This window comes from Chromobacterium violaceum ATCC 12472 (assembly GCF_000007705.1).
Taxonomy (GTDB): Bacteria; Pseudomonadota; Gammaproteobacteria; order Burkholderiales; family Chromobacteriaceae; genus Chromobacterium; species Chromobacterium violaceum.
This window is the reverse complement of the sequence record NC_005085.1, coordinates 550,004-569,179: the sequence shown is the minus strand read 5'-3', so window position 1 is coordinate 569,179 and position 19,176 is coordinate 550,004. Positions and strand designations below refer to the sequence as shown.

Here is a 19,176-nt window from a genome sequence, read left to right as displayed (position 1 = left end):
AATCAGAAGGCCAGGCCCAGGCTGAGGTTCCAACGGATCTTGCCGTCGCGCTCCGCCTTGGCGATATCGAAGGACAGCGGCGCCACCGGACTCATCCAGCGCACGCCGACGCCGTTGGCGTGCTCGGGCTGGAAGCCTTTCCAGCTGTCGCCGGCGTTGCCGGCGTCGGTAAACAGCGCCAGGTACCAGTCCGGCTTGATCGGGATCTGGTATTCAAGGCTGCCGGTGGCCACCACGCGGCCGCCCAGCACCGAGCCGTTGGGGCCGGGCAAGCCCAGGCTCTGGTAGTCGTAGCCGCGCACGCTGTTGGCGCCGCCGGCGCGGAACAGCAGCGTGGACGGCACCTGGGCGCCGTCGCGCGCCCATACCTGTCCCAGCTCCACCCGGGCGACCAGGGTGCCGTACTTGGGAAACGGCGACCAGTAGCCGACCGCGCGGCCATAGGCGCGCACCAGCGAGGTGGTGGAACCGAACTGGCCCACCGAACCGGACAGCCGGCCGTCCAGCAGGTAGCCGCTGCGCGGCCGCATCAGGTCGTCCACCGCGCGCTGGGTCCAGCCGTACACCAGCTGGGTGACGTGGGTGTCGCTGGTCAGCACGCCGCCGGCCTCGGCGCTTTCCTTCAGGAACTCCACCCCCATCCGCGCCTCGATATTGCCGCGGCTGCGGATGCGCCACACGCCGGCGTCCACCGTGTTGGTCTTCAGGCCCTGCACCGTTTCCGACTTGAACGAGCTGGTGATGGAATGGGAATAGCCGTCGGACTGGCGCGGGAAGCCCAGGCCGAAGCTGACCGCCTGCTGGTCGCGTTTCCAGTCCAGCAGCAGCGAGCCGGTGTAGCCGCGGCGGAAGATGTTGTAGTGGTCGTAGCCGACCCGCACGCCGGGTCCCTCGACCGAATCGTAAGTCAGGCCGAGCTCCACCTTCTGCCTGGGCATCTCCACCACGTCCACCGTCACCGGCACGCGGTTGTCGACGATGTGGTCGAAATCGGCGCTGACGATCACCGATGAGAAATGCGGGTCCTGTTCCAGCGCCGACTGGTAGGCTAGCACCTTGTCCTGGCTGTACGGCGAGCCGGGATTGAAGTCGGCCATGCCCAACGCCACCTTTTCCGGATAGCGTTTGACCCCGTTGACGGTGATCTTGCCGAAACCGATCATCGGCCCGCTGTCCAGCTTCACCTCCAACGTGGCGCGGCGGGTGGCGGGGTCGATCCGCGCCTCGCTGGACACGATGCGCGCCTTGGGAAAGCGGTCGGCCTGCACCTTGCGCAGCACCGCGCGCTTGCCCGCGTCCCAGTCCGCCTGGCGGTAGGGCGCGCCCATCGGCAGCGTCCACGCCTCCAGCACCTGGGCCAGGCGCTGCTGGTAATCGTCCTGCTGGCGGATATCGCCATCCAGCCGGATGGTGACGTCGTCGATCAGCACCGGCTCGCCTGGGCTCACCTTGACCCGCACCCGGTTGCCGCCCTCCAGCGACGCGTCCACCCTGGCGCCGAAATAGCCCTCGGTCTCCAGCAGCTTCTTCGCCTCGTCCGGCGTGCTCTTCACCAGCGCGTCCAACCAGCCCGGGTCCACGTCCGGGTCCTTCTGGCCCTCCACCAGCTCCAGGTTGTCGCGCAGCAATTGCGCCAGATCGGACGGCGCGTCGATATCCACGCTGTACTCGATGCCGGCCTGCGCCTGGGCCGCCGCCAGACAGGCGGCCAACGCCAATAGCCGCCCGGAGCGGCATGCGGAAAAACGCGGCGGCAGAATGGAGAAACGTGGCATGGTTCGGTTCACAGGGGGATGCTGCATGGTAACGGAAGTCGGCCAGGCTGGCGACCGGCAAGCGATTGTCAAACAAGGGTTGTCTGACCATGGCCGGCCTCATCTAGTTCACTTCCTCCCCATCATGGCGAAGGCATGAAAGCTGAAAAAGCGCGCAAGCGCGCTTATTCTCCGCTCGCCCAGGACGCGCATCGCGGCGGCCGGGCCTCAGCCGACAGCCGGCTCCAATTGCAGGCGAAACCGCACCCGGTGCTGGCCCGGCCCGCTGTAGTCGTACACGACGGGAACGCCATCCTCCACCCCGTCGCCAGGCAGCAATTCGAAGCCCATCTGCCGATGGAAGGCGATGGAGCCGGCATTGCCCGGCGAGGTGATCGCCAGCACTTCCGCGCAGCCCCGCTCGCGCGCCGCGTCGAAGAAGCGGCGGTACAAGCCGCGCCCCAGCTCCCGGCCGCGGACCGACGGCGCGACGCCGACGAAGTGGATGTAGGCGGCTTCCGGCCGCGTCTGCGACTGGAAACCCACCAGGAAGCCGACGATCTCCTCGCTGTCCACCGCCGCGAAGCCGGTGCCGGAGAAATGGTCGAAGAACATGCGGTGCAGCAGGTGGCGCACCTGCCGCCCGCCCCACCAATCGTCCATCACTGAGGAAATGAACGCGAAGTCGTCGGATTGAATCTGTCTGATCCGCATGCTGTGAACCTCCTGTCGGCCGCCGCCTGGCCAAAACCGCATTATGCCATTGATATTTCCAGCGAAAACCGACTGTTCCCCGAGGCCGTGCTCGCGACAACTAAGTATTTGTTCGTACAAAAACCATCTATGTTGAAGCACGGCCGCCCGCACACGCCGCGGCCGCTCCCTTTCCCCAGGCGGAGCGACCATGTTCGATAGCAGCGACAAAGGCATCATGCTGAAGGCCATCATGGTCGCCGCGCCCATCCTGCTGTGCATGGGCCTGCTGCCGGTGCTGTCCTTCTACATCGAGAAAATGGAAGAGAACGGCCGCGCCCAGATCGTCGAATACATCGCCATCGCCCAGGCCGCGATGGAAGTGAAATTCGACGCCGCGGACCTGAACGGCTGGCAGACCGGCTACGCCTTCGACATCGTCCGCAACATCGAGGGGGCCAGCCACGACGACGCCATCTCCCGATCGGAATTCCTGCGTTCGGCCGACAACTTCCGCCGCGATATCCAGACCCTGCGCGGAATGGCGCTCAGCGCCGACCAGCGCAGCCAGCTGGACAGCGTGCAGCGGGATTTCAACGCCTTCATGGAGCGGGACCGCGACATCATCGCCATGTACCGCTCCGGCGACGCCGCCCAGCGCGACAAGGCATCCAAGCTGGTGATGGGCGAGGAAATCCAGATCTTCACCCACATCTCGCAGAACACCAACGCGCTGGCGGTGTCCATCACGCTGGACCTGATGAAGAAAGTGGCCCAATCCAATTCCTACGGCATCGTCGCCCGCTGGATCATGCTGGTGATGTGGATCATCGCCAGCGCGATGGCCATCCTGCTGGTGCGGCTGCTGCACAAATGGCTGGGGCAAATGCGCAGCCTGATGCAAAAGCTGGAAGCCCTGGCAGGCACCGACGAGCTGACCCAGCTGCCCAACCGCCGCACCTGGGACATCCAGATAGAAATGATGCTGGCCACCGCGCGCCGCTACCGCCAGCCCATCGCGGTGGCGCTGTTCGATCTGGACCATTTCAAGCAATTCAACGACAGCTACGGCCACCCCGAAGGCGACCGGCTGCTGCGCGAGGTGGCGGTGCTGATCAAGTCGCGGATGCGGCAATCGGACCTGTTCGCCCGCTTCGGCGGCGAGGAGTTCGTGCTGGCGCTGATGGACTGCAATCTGGACCAGGCCGCCGCCCGCATCGAATCGCTGCGCGGCAATCTGCCGGATCAGCAGACCTTTTCCGTCGGCGTCACCGTGTGGCTGGAGGGCGAGCGGATACACAGCACGCTGGCGCGGGCGGACAAGGCGCTGTATCTGGCCAAGAACGGCGGACGGGATAGGGTGGTGAGCGTGGAGCCGCCGGCGCCGGGACGGCGACCAGAGGCGGCGGATTAGCGCCGGCCAACCATTTATTGTGCAGTTTGCTGCGCGATGCTGCATAAAAAACGCCTTGCCGGGGCACCCGCAGCAAGGCGATTTCACCGGGTTCAACCCAGCGCGTCAGACCTTCAGTCGCAACGCCCAAGCGCGCAGCGCTTCCAACTGTTGCGCCACCAAGCCCTGCAGGCGCTCATCGGTCAGATTGCCATCGCCATCAAAACCACCAGCAAAAGCGTTGGCAAAGACTTCCGGCTTGTTCAGCGGAAGCAGGTCGAGAAACACGCAGGTTTGCCGAAGATGGTACTGCGCGCGAGAAGTGCCCATGCCGCCGCCAGCCCCCATGATGGCGACCGGTTTACCGGCCAGCAGCTTGTTCTCCGGCTCGCGTGATGCCCAATCCAGCGCGTTTTTCAGGGCCGGCGCCATGGAATAGTTATATTCCGGACAGGCCAGCAGCAAGGCGTCGGCCTCGCCGATCTGCTCCAGCAGACGCGCAACCGGCGCCGGTTTGCTGGCTAGGTCGGCATTGTAAAACGGCACCTCGGACAAATCGGCAATCTGCAGTTCCATACCAGCCGGAAGGCAGCTGGCTGCATGGCGCAGCAGACCCATATTGGCGGAGGCGCGGCGCAGGCTGCCGCAAATACCCAGTACTTTGATCGTGCTCACGGTGGATCCTTTTGGGATAGAACAACGCCATTGTAGGAGGCATCGGATGCGCTGTCAGGAGAGTCGGCTCTTTGACCGCTTCGGATGGTCGGCAGGCGTGTGACTGGGCTTGACCCAAATCCCCGCCAAGCAAACAGCCGCCACCATTTAAAGCAAAGGCCCGCCAAGCGGGCCGACATTGCCTGTTCCACAGCCATTAGCCGGCTATCCGTCCCATCCGCTCCGCCAGCCGCAAATGGCAGGCCGCGGCCAGTTTGACCAGGTCGGTATTGTTCACCGGCATCCGGCCCGGCTCGGCGATCAACTCCGCCAAACCCTCCAGCGTGGTGACGGAGCTGGTGAGGCCGATCAGCTTGCCGTGCGGCCAGCGCTGCTTGTTGTGGCGTTCGTAATCCAGCGCCACCACCCAGCGCGAATGCTGCCAAGGCCCAGGGCCGCGCAGTACCGCCTCCATCACCGCCCGACTCACCTGCTGCGCCGCCTCGGCGGCAAGCGCCAGCGCCAGATGCAGGCTCTCTGGTGGCCACCCCGCCCTCATGCAGCAAAGCCGGCCGCGTCTCCTCCTGCCACCAGCGCCGCAGCCGTCTTGCGCCGGGCTTCTTCACCCGCCGGACAAGCTCATCGAGTTCGTCTTCGGACAGGCACCGCACCGGCTCGTCCGCCGGGCGGAACCGGCACCAAAATCATCCGTCCGCGAAGCGGACACCAAACCGCACACCGTGCGCGGTAAACGTTGGGCTTCGCTGCGCTCAGCGCCAACCTACACGCCAACGAATCCTAGGCCATCTGAAACATAGAACAGCACCAACTCGCCAACATCCCCCATCAGCGCAAGCCGGCTCCAAAGCCATTCCCAAGGTTTTAAGCCGCCGGTTGTCCGACGCGGGGCGACGTTAGCGCCCCGCTAGTTCCGGCGGCTCCTTGGGAATGGTTTTGGAGCGGGGGTTTCGCCGCGCTGTTGGGGCGGCCTGGGATTGCCAAGGGGCTGGCCGCACAGCCCCTGGCCCGTCCGCCGGGCGGAACCGGCACCAAAATCATCCGTCCGCGAAGCGGACACAAAACCGCAATACCATAATCGGTGCGTCGCCCCTTCCGGGTGACGCACCCTACCCGCACAGCTCCCCAACCAGCCCCACCATCAAAATCCATCGCCCGCGAAGCGGACACAAAACCACAACACCACAACCGGTGCGTCGCCCCTGCGGGGTGACGCACCCTACCTACGGAGGCGGAATACCCGCTTAGCGGACTTCCGCCCTACGCTACCCGCTTATCATGTCATCCGACAAAAACAAAAAGGGCAAGCACCCAGGCTTGCCCTTTCTCCATCTGACGGCGGTCAAACCGCCGATCAAACTTACTTCTTGCGCTGCGGCGGCAAGTCCGTGCAGGTGCCGTGCGCCACTTCCGCCGCCATGCCGATGGACTCGCCCATGGTCGGGTGCGGGTGGATGGTCTTGCCGATGTCGGTCGCGTCGCAACCCATCTCGATGGCCAGGCACACTTCGCCGATCATGTCGCCGGCGTGCGGGCCGACGATGCCGCCGCCGATGATCTGGTGGCTTTCGGCGTCGAAGATCAGCTTGGTGAAGCCTTCGTCGCGGCCGTTGGCGATGGCGCGGCCGGAGGCGGCCCACGGGAACACGCCCTTCTCGATCTTCAGGCCCTGCTTCTTGGCTTCGTCCTCGGTCACGCCCACCCAGGCCACTTCCGGATCGGTGTAGGCCACGCCCGGGATCACGCGGGCGTCGAAGTAGGACTTCATGCCGGCGCAGTTTTCCGCCGCCACGTGGCCTTCATGCACGCCCTTGTGCGCCAGCATAGGCTGGCCGACGATGTCGCCGATGGCGAAGATGTGCGGCACATTGGTGCGCTGCTGCTTGTCCACCTGGATGAAGCCGCGGTCGGTCACCGCGATGCCGGCGTTTTCCGCACCGATCAGCTTGCCGTTCGGCGCGCGGCCGGTGGCGTACAGCACCAGGTCGTATCGTTGCGGTTCCTTCGGAGCCTGCTCGCCCTCGAAGGTCACCCACACGCCGTCTTCCTTCGGCTCCACGGCCACGGTCTTGGTGTTCAGCATGATGTTGTCGAAACGGTGGGCGTTCCACTTCTGCCATACCTTGACCAGGTCGCGGTCGGCGCCCTGCATCAGGCCGTCCAGCATTTCCACCACGTCCAGGCGCGCGCCCAGCGTGGAGTAGACGGTGCCCATTTCCAGGCCGATGATGCCGCCGCCGATGATCAGCATGCGGTCGGCCACGCCCTTCAGCTCCAGCGCGCCGGTGGAGTCCACCACGCGCGGGTCGTTCGGGATGAACGGCAGCTTCACCACGCGGGAGCCGGCGGCGATGATGGCGTTCTTGAACTTGACGATCTTCTTCTCGCCGGACTCTTCGCGGCCCTTGCCGGTGGTCAGCGAGACTTCGATGTGGTGCGGATCGATGAAGTGGCCGTTGCCGCGCACGATCTCCACCTTGCGCGCCTTGGCCATGCCGCCCAGGCCGCCGGTCAGCTTGGCGATGACCTTTTCCTTGTAGCCGCGCAGCATGTCGATATCCACTTCCGGCTTGCCGAACTTGATGCCGTTGGCGGCCAGGTGGCTCACTTCGTCGATCACCGCGGCGTTGTGCAGCAGCGCCTTGGACGGGATGCAGCCCACGTTCAGGCACACGCCGCCCAGGGTGGCGTAGCGCTCGACGATGACGACCTTCAGGCCCAGGTCGGCCGCGCGGAAGGCGGCGGAGTAACCGCCGGGGCCGCCGCCCAGCACCATCACGTCGCACTCGATGTCGGCGCCGCCGCTATGGCTGGCGGCCACCGGAGCGGCCTGCGGCGCGAAGCCGGCCTGGGTGGTGGCGGAGGCGACGCCGGTGGTTTCCACCGGTTTCACTTCCGCCGGAGCCGCGGCGGCTGCGCCGGCGGCTTCCAGGATGACGACCAGATCGCCCTCGGACACCTTGCTGCCCACGGTCACGCGCACTTCCTTGACGGTGCCGGCGGCTTCGGCCGGCACTTCCATGGTGGCCTTGTCGGTTTCCAGCGTGATCAGGCTGGCTTCTTTTTCAATCACGTCGCCCGGTTTGACGAACACTTCGATCACGTCCACGTTGTTGTGGCCGCCGATGTCCGGGACTTTCAATTCGATCAGATTGCTCATGGTTTTCCATCCGCAATATTGGGAGGCCGGCGCGGGGCCGGCCGCCTCGAGTCTGGGCTTGATTCCGTAGGGCGAAAGCCCGCAAAGCGGGCGTTCCGCCTACCTTCTGTACCGCAAAGGCGGAACGCCCCGCAGGGGCTTCCGCCCTACGATCACAGGATCAGACGGCGCACGTCGGACAGCAGCTTGCCCAGGTGCACGGTGAAGCGGGCCGCTGCCGCGCCGTCGATCACGCGGTGATCGAAGGACAGGGAGAGCGGGCACATCAGGCGCGGCGCGAATTCCTTGCCGTTCCACACCGGCTTGATCTGCGACTTGCAGACGCCCAGGATGGCCACTTCCGGCGCGTTCACGATAGGCGTGAAGCTGGTGCCGCCGATGCCGCCCAGGGACGAGATGGTGAAGGTCGCGCCCTGCATGTCGGTCGGCTTCAGCTTGCCTTCGCGGGCCAGCTTGGACAGGTCGGTCAGTTCCTGGGCGATCTGGCGCAGGCCCTTCTTGTCCGCGTCCTTGATCACCGGCACCACCAGGCCGTTAGGCGTGTCGGCGGCGAAGCCGATGTGGTAGTACTGCTTCAGCACCAGGTTGTCGCCGTCCAGCGAGCTGTTGAAGGTCGGGAAGGCCTTCAGCGCCTCGGCGGCGGCCTTGATGATGAAGGCCAGCGGGCTGATCTTCAGGCCGGACTTTTCCCATTCCTTGCCCACGGTCTTGCGGAAGTCTTCCAGCTCGGTGATGTCGCACTCGTCGTTGAACGTGACGTGCGGGATCATCACCCAGTTGCGCGACAGGTTGGCGCCGGAAATCTTCTGAATGCGGGACAGCGGCTTGGTTTCGATCGGGCCGAACTTGGCGAAGTCCACCTTCGGCCACGGCAGCAGGTCCAGACCCGCGCCGGAGCCGGCCGGCGCGGCGGCCGGGGCCAGCGCGGCCGGGTTCTGCATCACGCCCTTGACGAAGGCTTTGACGTCGTCTTCGGTGATGCGGCCCTTGCGGCCGTTGCCCTTCACCTTGCCCAGGTCCACGCCCAGTTCGCGCGCCAGGCGGCGCACGGACGGACCGGCGTGGGCCTTGGAGAAGGCGATTTCGTCGATGGCGGCGGACACGGCGGCGGCGACCGGCGCCACGGCCGGCGCGGCTGCAGGCGCGGCGGCGACCGGGGCCGGAGCGGCCGGGGCTGCGGCCGGAGCCGGCGCAGCGGCTGCCGGGGCGGAGGCGGCTGCGACAGCGCCTTCCACCACGACGATCAGGTCGCCTTCGCTGACCTTGTCGCCCACCTTGATCTTCACTTCCACCACCTTGCCGGCGGCGGTGGCCGGCACTTCCATGGTGGCCTTGTCGGTTTCCAGCGTGATCAGGCTGTCGTCGACGGCGATTTCGTCGCCCACTTTGACGGTCACTTCGATCACGTCGACGCCGTTATGGCCGCCGATGTCCGGCACGCGGATTTCGCTGCGGCCGGATGCCGCCGGAGCGGCAGGCGCGGCGGCCGGGGCTGCTGCCGCCGGAGCCGGGGCAGCGGCCGGAGCGGCTGCGGGCGCCGGCGCGGCTGCCGCCGGGGCCGGAGCGGACGCGGCGGCGCCCACTTCCAGGATGGCGATCACGTCGCCTTCGGAAATCTTGCCGCCCACGACGGCTTTCACTTCCTTGATCACGCCAGCGGCTTCGGCCGGCACTTCCATGGTGGCCTTGTCGGTTTCCAGGGTGATCAGGGAATCGTCCACGGACACGGTCTGGCCCGGGGCGATGAATACTTCGATGATGTCTACGTTGCTGTGGCCGCCGATGTCGGGCACTTTCAGTTCGATCAGATTGCTCATGAGCTTTCCATTCGTAAGGCGGAAGCCCCTGCCGGGGCATTCCGCCGGATATCCGCTACAGATTCGCTTGCCGTGCAAAGATGGAAGGCCCCGGCCTGAGCCGGGGCTTCCATCCTGGAATTACACCTTCCAGCTCGGCAGCTTGTCGGTCTTGATGCCGTACTTGGCGATGGCCTCGGCCACCTTGGCGCCGTCAATCTTGCCGTCGCGGGCCAGGGCGGACAGGGCCGCCAGCGCCACGTGATAGCGATCCACCTCGAAGAAGGAGCGCAGGTTGGCGCGGCTGTCCGAGCGGCCGAAACCGTCGGTGCCCAGCACGACATAGCGGCCCGGCACATAGGCGCGGATCTGGTCGGCGTAGTTGCGGATGTAGTCGGTCGCGGCAATCACCGGGCCGTTGCGGCCGGCCAGCTGCTGCTCGACGTAGGAGGAACGAGCCTCGGCGGTCGGGTTCAGCAGGTTGTGGCGCTCGGCTTCCATGCCGTCGCGGCGCAGCTGGTTGAAGGAGGTCACGCTCCAGATGTCGGCGCCGATGCCGAAGTCAGCCTTCAGCAGGTCGGCCGCGGCCATCACTTCGCGCAGGATGGTGCCCGAGCCCATCAGCTGCACCTTCACCTTGGCGTCGCCGCCGTCCTGCAGCAGGTACATGCCCTTCAGGATGCCCTCTTCCGCGCCTGCCGGCATCGCCGGGTGAACGTAGTTTTCGTTCATCAGGGTCAGGTAGTAGAAGACGTCTTCCTGCTCGGCGTACATGCGGCGCATGCCGTCCTGCACGATCACGGCCAGCTCGTAGGCGAAGGTCGGGTCGTAGCTGATGCAGTTCGGGATCAGGCCGGCCTGGATGTGGCTGTGGCCGTCTTCGTGCTGCAGGCCTTCGCCGTTCAGCGTGGTGCGGCCGGCGGTGCCGCCCAGCAGGAAGCCGCGGGCGCGCATGTCGCCAGCCGCCCAGGCCAGGTCGCCGATGCGCTGGAAGCCGAACATCGAGTAGTAGATGTAGAACGGAATCATCGGCTGGCTGCTGTTGGCGTAGCTGGTCGCCGCGGCGATCCAGTCGGCCATCGCGCCCGGCTCGTTGATGCCTTCCTGCAGGATCTGGCCGTCCTTCGATTCCTTGTAGAACATCAGCTGGTCATGGTCCTGCGGCACGTAGTTCTGACCCTGGGTGGACCAGATGCCGTACTGGCGGAACATGCCTTCCATGCCGAAGGTGCGGGACTCGTCCGGCACGATGGGCACCACGCGCTTGCCGATGTTCTTGTCCTTCATGATGGTGCCCAGCATGCGGACGAAGGCCATCGTGGTGGAGAACTCGCGGTCGCCCGACGATTGCAGCTGCGCATCGAAGGCGGACAGTTCCGGCACCGCCAGCGGGTGGTTGACCGGCTTGCGGGCCGGCAGGTAGCCGCCCAGCGCCGCGCGGCGTTCGCGCATGTACTTCATTTCCGGGCTGTCTTCGGCCGGCAGGTAGTACGGCACCTTCGGCAGGTCCTCGTCGGACACCGGGATGCCGAAGCGGTCGCGGAAGTTGCGCAGGCTGTCCAGGTCCATCTTCTTGGCCTGGTGCGCGATGTTCTTGGCTTCGCCGGACGCGCCCATGCCGTAACCCTTGATGGTCTTGGCCAGGATCACGGTCGGACGGCCGTTGGCGTTGTGGGTGGCCTCGTGATAGGCCGCGTACACCTTGTGCGGATCATGGCCGCCGCGATTGAGATTCCAGATCTCTTCGTCGGACATGTTGGCCACCATTTCGCGCAGCTCCGGATACTTGCCGAAGAAGTGCTCGCGAACATAGCCGCCGTCCTTGGACTTGAAGGTCTGGTAGTCGCCGTCCACGCACTCGTCCATGCGCTTCTTCAGCAGGCCCTTGGTGTCCATGGCCAGCAGCGGATCCCAGCGGGAGCCCCAGATCACTTTCAGCACGTTCCAGCCGGAGCCGCGGAAGTCGCCTTCCAGTTCCTGGATGATCTTGCCGTTGCCGCGCACCGGACCGTCCAGGCGCTGCAGATTGCAGTTGATCACGAACACCAGGTTGTCCAGGCCTTCGCGGGCGGCCATGGCGATCGCGCCCAGCGATTCCGGCTCGTCCATCTCGCCGTCGCCGCAGAAGCACCACACCTTGCGACCCATGGTCTTGGCCAGGCCGCGGCTTTCCAGGTACTTCAGGAAGCGGGCCTGGTAGATGGCCATCAGCGGGCCCAGGCCCATCGATACGGTCGGGAACTGCCAGAAATCCTTCATCAGCCACGGGTGCGGATAGGAGGACAGGCCCTGGCCGTCCACTTCCTGGCGGAAGTTGTCCATCTGCTCGGCGGTCAGGCGGCCTTCCATGAAGGCGCGGGCGTACACGCCCGGGGCGATGTGGCCCTGGAAGTAGATCAGGTCGCCGTCCTGGTTTTCATTCTGGGCGCGCCAGAAATGGTTGAAACCGACGTCGTACAGCGTGGCGGAGGACTGGAAGGACGCGATGTGGCCGCCCAGCTCCAGATCCTTCTTGCCGGCGCGCAGCACCATGGCGGCGGCGTTCCAGCGGTTGATCGAGCGGATGCGGTGCTCCATCTCGTGGTTGCCCGGGGACTTGGCTTCTTTGCCAACCGGGATGGTGTTCTGGTACGCGGTGGTGGCGTCGAACGGCAGGTGGGCGCCGCGGCGGCGGGTGCGTTCGACCATCTTTTCCAGCAGGAAGTGCGCGCGCTCGGCGCCTTCGTTGTCCAGCACCGACTCCAGCGCTTCAGTCCACTCCTGGGTTTCCAACGGATCGATATCGTCAGGGAAAGTTGCAGCCATCTCTGGTCCTCACAGCGGGTGACTTCGGGGACCGAGTCTCGAACTGGCCGGCCCCGCGTTTATGCAATCGGCTCGGAAGCGAGCCAATTATTTGATTTGCGATTATAAACGAACAGATTCGCAAATAAAAATGTTCATTTTCGAATGAGCATCGTGCGACCACGCCAGTGTACGTCCGGATGGATTCGCAAAGGAATAGCCGTCGGCGGCTAAGACAGCTGGAAGTCGCGAAAAAAACGGATGCTGCGCCGCATCATGTTGTTTTTTTGCGATAAACAACGCGCGCCTGAAACAATTGTTTCAATTCCGCGCAGCCTTGCGTTCTTCCTTGGCCAGCTTCTCCACCTCGCGCAGGCGGGCTTCCAGCATGGAGCGGAGGTAGAAGTCGTCGCCCTTGGCCTTGCCGGCCAGTTGGTACTGCTCCAGCGCCGCGCCATAGCGTTGTTCGTAATAGAACGCATTGCCCAGCGCCGCGTGGTAGCGCAGCGGATCCTTGTCGGCGTACAGCTTGGCTTCGCGCCGGTACAGCGCCGGATCGTCGCGCCGGCTGTCCAGCAACTGGCGCAGCTGCGCCTGGGCGGCCTTGCGGTCGCCGCCGTCCAGCGCGACATCCAGCTGGGCCAGCTGCAGCGACACGCTGCGCGGGAAGGCCGACAGGCCGTTCCGGGCCGCGCGGGCGGCGGCGGCCCAGTCGCGCCCGTCGCGGGCGATTTCCACTTCCAGCCCGTACAGCATCGGATTGTCCGGCAGTTTGGCGCGCGCCTTGGCCAAGGCCTCGCTCGCGCCGGCGCGGTCGTGCTGCAGCAGCTTGGCGCGGGCCAGGCCGTACCAGTTGGCGCCCTCGTTCAGATACAGCCCGCGCTGCAGCGCGCTGCTGTAATGGGAAACCGCCTCTTCGGGAGACAGGGTGAGCACACGCAGCTTCTCGCGCACCAGCAGGTAATCGACGCTGTCGGCGCGCATCCGCACCGGATAGTCCAGCGCGCGGTTCTGCGCCTCGCTGATCCGCTCCAGCGTCACCGGGTGGGTGCGCAGGAAGGCGTAGGCGGTGTTGTCGCTGTAGCGGCTGGCCTGTTCCAGCCGCTGGAAGAAGGCGGCCATATTGCGCACGTCGAAGCCGGCCGCGCTCATGTACTGCATGCCGACGCGATCGGCCTCGCGCTCGAAATCGCGCGAAAACGCCAGCTGGCGCGAAATGGACAGGCCCATGCCGGCCGACACCGCGCCCATGGCGCCGTCGCCGCTGCCCGCCTTGGCCGCCAGCGCGGCGGCGACGATGGTGCCCAAGAGCAGCAAGGGGCTGGCGGCGCTGTTGGCCGCCTGCATCCGCGCGATGTGGCGTTGGGCGACGTGGGCGGTTTCGTGGCCGAGCACGGCGGCGAGCTCGCCTTCGCTCTGGGAGGCCAGCATCAGGCCGATATTGATGCCGACGTAGCCGCCGGGCATCGCGAAGGCGTTGATGCCGGCGTCGGCCACGCAGAAATAGGTGAATCGGACGCCGGGCACCGCGGCCGCGGCGGCCAGCCGTCCGCCGACGTCATTCAGGTAGGCGTTGACCTCGGGATCGTCCACCACGTCGCCGGCCTCCCGCATCGCGCGCAGCGCGTCGCGGCCGATGCGGGCCTCGTCGGACAAGGACAGCGAGGCGTCGGAAATCTCGCCCAGGTCGGGCAGATCGGCGCGGACGGTCAGCGGCTGGGCCAGCGTCGAGGCCAGCAGCGCGCACAGCAGGCGGCGTTTCATCATGCGGCCTATGATAGCCGCGTTCGGATCAATGTTGCATGTACGGTATTGTGCGCAATGCTAAACAATTGTGGCGGGCTGCCGGCGCGAACGGATTGGGCTAGACTCGATGGCTGTCGCCACCACCCGTCCTCCCGCCATGCCGACGCTTCCCCCCGCTCCGCCCCGCCTCACCACCCCTGACGGCCAGGCCGCCTTCGGCGTCTATCAGGGCATCGTGCCCGAACTGAGCTGGCGCCCGCTGGCGCTGGCGCCGACACAGCGGCTGACCCGCCGATTGCACCACAAGCGCTGGCAGTACGCGGCGCTGGCCCACGACGACTTCCTGATCGGCGCGGCCGTGGTGGACGTGGGCTGGAACGGCACCGCCTTCGCCTACCTGTTCGACCGCCGCCAGGGCAAGGTCGTGGCCGCGGCCAGCGCCAACGGCCTGCCCGGCATCGGTACCCGCGTGGCCGACCGAGCCTTCGGCGACGCCCGCTTCCGACTCCCCGGCAAGCGCTTCGCCTTCGAGCGCGACGGCGAGACGCTGCGCCTGAGCGTGGCCAGCCGCGAGCTGAGCCTGGAAGCGGAGATCGACCTCTGTGCGATGCCGCCGGTGCTGGCGGTGGTGGCGCCGGCCAATTACCTGGCCCACAGCACGCACAAGAGCGGCGGCCTGCCGGCGCGCGGCGAGGCGCGCTGCGCGGCCGGGCGTTACGACCTGTCCGCCGCCACCGCCTCGCTCGACTACTCCAACGGCCTCTTGGCCCGCGAAACGCGCTGGCGCTGGGCCAGCGCGCACGGCCCCGGCATCGGCTTCAATCTGCAGCAAGGCTATATGGGCAGCGAGGAAAACGCGGTGTGGCTGGACGGCCGCCTGTGGCGCGTAGGCGCGGTCCAGTTCGACTATCGGGCCGAAAACCCGCTGGCCCCGTGGCGCATCCGCAGCGACGACGGTATGGTGGACCTGGTCTTCACGCCGGAGGGCGCGCGGCGCGAGGACAAGAACCTGCTCGTCGCCGCCAGCCGCTACGTGCAGCCGGTGGGGCGTTTCGACGGCGAGCTGATCGACCCCGACAGCGGCGCGCGCCACGCGGTGCGCGCGCTGGCCGGCGTCACCGAGGACCATGTCTCGCGCTGGTAGGACAGACAGATGCTGTTATTGAAGTTGCTGCTGGTGCCGGCGCTGATCTGGCTGATCACCGCCGCCGCCAGGAAATGGGGACCGAGCGTGGCCGGCGCGCTGGCGGGCTTTCCGGTCATCACCGGCTCCATCCTGCTGATCCTGACGCTGGAGCAGGGCCCGGACTTCGCACGCCAGGCGGCGCTGGCCTCGGCGCTGGGCGCCGCCGCCAACGTGGTATTCGGCATCGCCTACAGCTGGGCGGCTTTGCGCTGGCGCTGGCCGCCATGCCTGACGCTGGGGGTGGCCGGCTATGCGCTGGCGGTCGCCGCCAGCCGTCAGGCCGCCGCGATGCCGTGGTTGGCCGCCTGGCTGGCGCTGGCTTTTCTGCCGCTGGCGGGCCGGCTGTTCCCCTCTCCGCCGGCCGTTGCGCCCCAGGGCGCCCCACGCGAAGCCGGCATGGCGCCGCGCATGGCGGCCGGCGCGCTGCTGGTGCTGATCATCACCAGCGTGTCCGACAGGCTGGGGCCGTCGCTCAGCGGCGTGCTGGCGGTGTTCCCGGTGCTGGCCAGCGTGCTGGGCGTCTTCACCCATGCCAGCGCCGGTCCCGCCGCCGCCATCCGCCTGCTGCGCGGCATGGTGCGCGGCTTCTACGCCTTCATCGCCTTCTGCCTGGCGCTGGCCGCCACGCTGGACGCGCTGCGGCCGGCCTCCGCCTTCCTGCTGGCGCTGAGCCTGGCGGTATTGGTGCAGCTGGCGGGGATGTGGCTGGGCCGGCATCGCCACTAAAGAGCGGCTAACGAAATCCCTGATGCCGCGTTGCGCCGAGGCTGGTACTGCCCGCGTCGGCGCGCCTTGCCTCAGATCTAAAACTGAGTGTTGTTAGCCACACTAAGCCGGCAATAAAAACGCCCCGGGCGGGGCGTCGGACTCTGGAGGCGAGATCGCGCTCAGCGCGCGCCCACCGGCCACACGGTGCGGCCATACTGCTCGTTCAGCACGGTGGCCATCGCCAAGTAGATGGCGCTGGCGCCGCAGACGATGCCCTCGAAGCCGGCGATGACGCCGATCAGCTTGCTGCCGGTGAAGTCGCGGGCGGCCAGCAGGAAGAACAGCACGGTCAGCGAGGCGAACACGAACTGCTTGGCGCGCGGGTAGTTGACGGTGCCCGCCAGCATGAACAGCGTGAACACGCCCCACATCAGCAGGTACCAGCCCATGTAACCTTCCGGCGTCGGATCGGCCAGGCCGGTCTTGGGCAGCGCGATCAACAGCACCAGGCTCAGCCAGAACAAGCCATAGGACAGAAAGGCGGTGACGCCGAAGGTGTTGCCGCGGCGGAATTCCATGACGCCGGCGACGATTTGCGCCAGGCCGCCGTAGCACAGGCCCATCGCCAGGATCATCGCGCTGATCGGATAGAAGCCGGCGTTGTGGATATTGAGAAGGATGGTGGTCATGCCAAAACCCATCAGGCCCAGCGGGGCCGGGTTGGCCAGTTTTTCGTTCACGAAGCGCTCCAGAATAAGCAAGCAATGATATTTAAGGAGGCGCGATTCTAGGCAAGCCGGTCCGCTGCGGCAAGGAGATTTGTCAAACTCTGTATAATTAGCACAAGGACCGATTCCGCTTGCAATCCAGCCCCAGCGCCCCCATCTGCACAGACCCGCTCATCGGCGAATTTCTGTTCCGATTTCGCCGACTGGTGGTAGCATGCCGCCCGGACTAGAGCAAAACCTCCAGAGCGCATTCACCTCTGCGCCCGCCGGACGCACAGGTGAATCCGTCCCGACATCCGCACAGGAACCGCACGCATGGACCGACTGAATACCCTGCTCGAACACAACCGCGCCTTCGTGGAAAACCGCGAGTACGAGCAATACAAGACCGACAAGTTTCCCGGCAAGGGCCTGGCCATCCTGGCCTGCATGGACGCTCGTCTGGTGGAGCTGCTGCCCAAGGCGATGGGCTTGAAGAACGGCGACGCCAAGCTGATCAAGAACGCCGGCGCGCTGATCACCCACCCCTGGGGATCGGTGATGCGCAGCCTGATCATGGCCGTATACGAGCTGCGTGCCGATGAGATCTGCGTGGTCGCCCATCGCGACTGCGGCATGCGCGCAGTGGATCCGCAGCGCGTGCTGGAGCACGCGATGGAGCGCGGCGTGTCGGAAGACACCATCGCCACGCTGCGCGCCGCCGGCATCGACCTGGACGGCTGGCTGAAGGGCTTCGACAACGTGTCCGACAGCGTGCGCCACACCGTGCAAACCATCCGCAACCATCCGCTGCTGCCCAAGGACGTCCCGGTGCACGGCATGGTGATCCACCCGTCCACCGGCCGGCTGGAAGTGGTGATCAACGGCTACGGCGACGAGGAAGCGCCGGCCGCATGAACGCCCGCGTCGGCGTGTTCGGCGGCACCTTCGACCCCGTCCACCACGCCCACCTGCGCATGGCGCGCGCCTTCGCCGACGAGCTGGCGCTCGACGAAGTGCGGCTGATTCCCGCCGGCCAGCCCTACCACCGGCTGGAAGGGCCGCACGCCAGCGCGGCCCAGCGCCTGGACATGGTGAAGCTCGCCATCGCCGCCGACGCCAGGCTAGCGGTGGACGAGCGGGAAATCCGCCGCGCCCGGCCGGCTTACACCGTGGACACCCTGCGCGAGCTTCGCGCCGAGCTGGGCGACGCCGCCGAACTGTGGTTCCTGATCGGCGGCGACTCGCTGGCGGCGCTGTCCTCGTGGAAGGACTGGCGCAAACTGTTCCGTCTCGCCAACCTCGCCGTCGCGATGCGGCCCGGCTTCGATCCGGCCGCCCTTCCCCCCGAAGTCTTCCAAGAGTGGCAGGCCCGCCAAGTCTCTGATTTTTCAAATCGAACGGCTTCCGGTACAATCCGCCCCCTGGCCCTGCCGCCGCTCGACCTGTCCGCCACCCGCCTGAGGGCGCGGCTGGCCGCCGACGAGCCGGTGGACGGCCTGATAGACCCCGCCGTGCTGGCCTACATCCGCCGGCAGCGGCTATACCGGTAAGGCACCGCCCTACCCGCTCTTTTGGTACCTCTTGCCGGCGCCTGTGCCTGCTATGTACCGGCACAGGAAAAGGAATCATGGAAATTCAAGAAATCAGCAAACTGGCTATCGAAGCCCTGGAAGACATCAAGGGCAAGGACATCATCGAGCTGGATACCAGCAAGCTCACCTCGCTGTTCCAGCGCATGATCGTCGCCACCGGCGACTCCAACCGCCAGGTGAAGGCGCTGGCCAACAGCGTGCAGGTCAAACTGAAGGAAGCCGGCGTGGACATCGTCGGCAGCGAAGGCCACGAAAGCGGCGAATGGGTGCTGGTGGACGCCGGCGACGTGGTGGTGCACGTGATGCTGCCCGCCGTGCGCGACTACTACGACATCGAGGCGCTGTGGGGCGGCCAGAAGCCCAGCTTCGCCGTCGGCGCGGCCAAACCCTGGTCCGCGGTGTAAGCAGGCCGGAGGGCGGGAGCTTCCCGCCCTTTTGTTTTTCCCCCTCCGCACAAGCCCTTCCCGATGAAAATCACCATACTCGCCGTCGGCACCAAGATGCCGCGCTGGGTCGACGAGGCCTATACCGATTACGCCAAGCGCTTCGGCCGCGACATCACGCTGGAACTGAAAGAGATCAAGCCGGAGAAGCGCGGCGGCGGCGTCACCGCCGAGAAAGGCATCGCCGCCGAGCACGAGCGGCTGATCGCCGCCATCCCGCCGCGCGCGCGGCTGGTGGTGATGGACGAGCGCGGCAAGAACTGGACCTCGGTCAAGCTGGCCGAGGGCCTGAAGGAATGGATGGCCGGCGGCGGCGACGTGGTGTTCGTCATCGGCGGCGCCGACGGCCTGTCTGCGGAGCTGAAACAGCGCGCCGACGTGCTTCTGCAGCTGTCGGCGATGACCTTGCCGCACGGCATGGTGCGGGTGATGCTGGCCGAACAGATCTACCGCGCCTATTCCATCCTCAACAACCACCCCTACCACCGCGAATAGCGCGGCCGCCCGGCGGCGTCCCGCATGAAAACAGCCCCGCGGCC

The 19,176-nt window shown here is 66.3% G+C and carries 16 protein-coding genes; 7 read left to right on the top strand and 9 right to left on the bottom strand.

Translation table 11 applies throughout. The features are described from left to right. Positions 1-2: 2 nt before the first annotated feature. Entirely contained in the window at positions 3-1,775 is a 1,773-nt protein-coding gene (locus tag CV_RS02620; protein WP_043595344.1) for an autotransporter assembly complex protein TamA, read from the bottom strand. Between the two features lie 207 nt (positions 1,776-1,982). Further along, positions 1,983-2,468: a GNAT family N-acetyltransferase gene (locus tag CV_RS02615; protein ID WP_011134087.1), complete on the bottom strand. Its 486-nt coding sequence runs from the start codon at positions 2,466-2,468 to the stop codon at positions 1,983-1,985. Positions 2,469-2,658: 190 nt separating this feature from the next. Here CV_RS02615 and CV_RS22020 point away from each other — a divergent pair, with 190 nt between their 5' ends. Next, a complete protein-coding gene (locus CV_RS22020; RefSeq protein ID WP_011134086.1) occupies positions 2,659-3,861 on the top strand; it encodes a GGDEF domain-containing protein in 1,203 nt (400 codons plus the stop codon). A 105-nt stretch (positions 3,862-3,966) separates the two neighbouring features. Here the strand turns inward: CV_RS22020 and CV_RS02605 are convergent, their stop codons facing one another. From CV_RS02605 to CV_RS02580, 6 genes are all read right to left on the bottom strand, one after another. After that, positions 3,967-4,515 carry an NADPH-dependent FMN reductase gene (locus CV_RS02605; RefSeq protein ID WP_043595342.1) on the bottom strand — a complete coding sequence of 183 codons (549 nt, stop codon included), beginning with the start codon at positions 4,513-4,515 and terminating at the stop codon, positions 3,967-3,969. 196 nt (positions 4,516-4,711) lie between these two features. After that, entirely contained in the window at positions 4,712-5,053 is a 342-nt protein-coding gene (locus tag CV_RS02600) for a hypothetical protein (protein ID WP_011134084.1), read from the bottom strand. An 819-nt stretch (positions 5,054-5,872) separates the two neighbouring features. After that, the gene (gene lpdA, locus CV_RS02595; RefSeq protein ID WP_011134083.1) at positions 5,873-7,672 is read right to left on the bottom strand and encodes a dihydrolipoyl dehydrogenase; all 1,800 of its coding nucleotides are present in this window, start codon (positions 7,670-7,672) and stop codon (positions 5,873-5,875) included. Positions 7,673-7,824: 152 nt separating this feature from the next. Further along, on the bottom strand, positions 7,825-9,489 hold the full coding sequence (gene aceF, locus CV_RS02590) for a dihydrolipoyllysine-residue acetyltransferase (RefSeq protein ID WP_011134082.1): 1,665 nt from the start codon (positions 9,487-9,489) through the stop codon (positions 7,825-7,827). A 120-nt stretch (positions 9,490-9,609) separates the two neighbouring features. After that, positions 9,610-12,273 carry a pyruvate dehydrogenase (acetyl-transferring), homodimeric type gene (gene aceE, locus CV_RS02585; protein ID WP_011134081.1) on the bottom strand — a complete coding sequence of 888 codons (2,664 nt, stop codon included), beginning with the start codon at positions 12,271-12,273 and terminating at the stop codon, positions 9,610-9,612. Positions 12,274-12,573: 300 nt separating this feature from the next. Further along, positions 12,574-14,019 (bottom strand): M48 family metalloprotease, encoded by a 1,446-nt coding sequence (locus CV_RS02580; RefSeq protein ID WP_227590068.1) that lies wholly within the window; start codon positions 14,017-14,019, stop codon positions 12,574-12,576. Positions 14,020-14,125: 106 nt separating this feature from the next. Between CV_RS02580 and CV_RS02575 the strand changes: the two genes are divergently transcribed. Together CV_RS02575 and CV_RS02570 are read left to right on the top strand one after the other, a co-directional pair. Next, positions 14,126-15,142 (top strand): DUF2804 domain-containing protein, encoded by a 1,017-nt coding sequence (locus tag CV_RS02575; protein ID WP_011134078.1) that lies wholly within the window; start codon positions 14,126-14,128, stop codon positions 15,140-15,142. 9 nt (positions 15,143-15,151) lie between these two features. Further along, a complete protein-coding gene (locus tag CV_RS02570) occupies positions 15,152-15,910 on the top strand; it encodes a hypothetical protein (RefSeq protein WP_011134077.1) in 759 nt (252 codons plus the stop codon). Between the two features lie 161 nt (positions 15,911-16,071). On the opposite strand, the gene CV_RS02565 is transcribed toward CV_RS02570, so the two are convergent. Next, entirely contained in the window at positions 16,072-16,632 is a 561-nt protein-coding gene (locus CV_RS02565) for an acetate uptake transporter (protein ID WP_011134076.1), read from the bottom strand. Positions 16,633-16,935: 303 nt separating this feature from the next. Here CV_RS02565 and CV_RS02560 point away from each other — a divergent pair, with 303 nt between their 5' ends. The 4 genes from CV_RS02560 (at position 16,936) to rlmH (ending at position 19,132) form a co-directional block, all read left to right on the top strand. Continuing rightward, positions 16,936-17,517: a beta-class carbonic anhydrase gene (locus CV_RS02560; protein ID WP_011134075.1), complete on the top strand. Its 582-nt coding sequence runs from the start codon at positions 16,936-16,938 to the stop codon at positions 17,515-17,517. Beyond that, on the top strand, positions 17,514-18,152 hold the full coding sequence (gene nadD / locus CV_RS02555) for a nicotinate-nucleotide adenylyltransferase (RefSeq protein ID WP_011134074.1): 639 nt from the start codon (positions 17,514-17,516) through the stop codon (positions 18,150-18,152). Before CV_RS02560 ends, nadD begins: the two co-directional genes overlap by 4 nt. Positions 18,153-18,229: 77 nt before the next feature. Next, positions 18,230-18,598: a ribosome silencing factor gene (gene rsfS, locus CV_RS02550; protein ID WP_011134073.1), complete on the top strand. Its 369-nt coding sequence runs from the start codon at positions 18,230-18,232 to the stop codon at positions 18,596-18,598. Positions 18,599-18,661: 63 nt separating this feature from the next. Further along, complete coding sequence (gene rlmH / locus CV_RS02545; protein ID WP_011134072.1) at positions 18,662-19,132, top strand: 23S rRNA (pseudouridine(1915)-N(3))-methyltransferase RlmH; 471 nt, start codon at positions 18,662-18,664, stop codon at positions 19,130-19,132. The last annotated feature ends 44 nt before the right edge of the window (positions 19,133-19,176 follow it).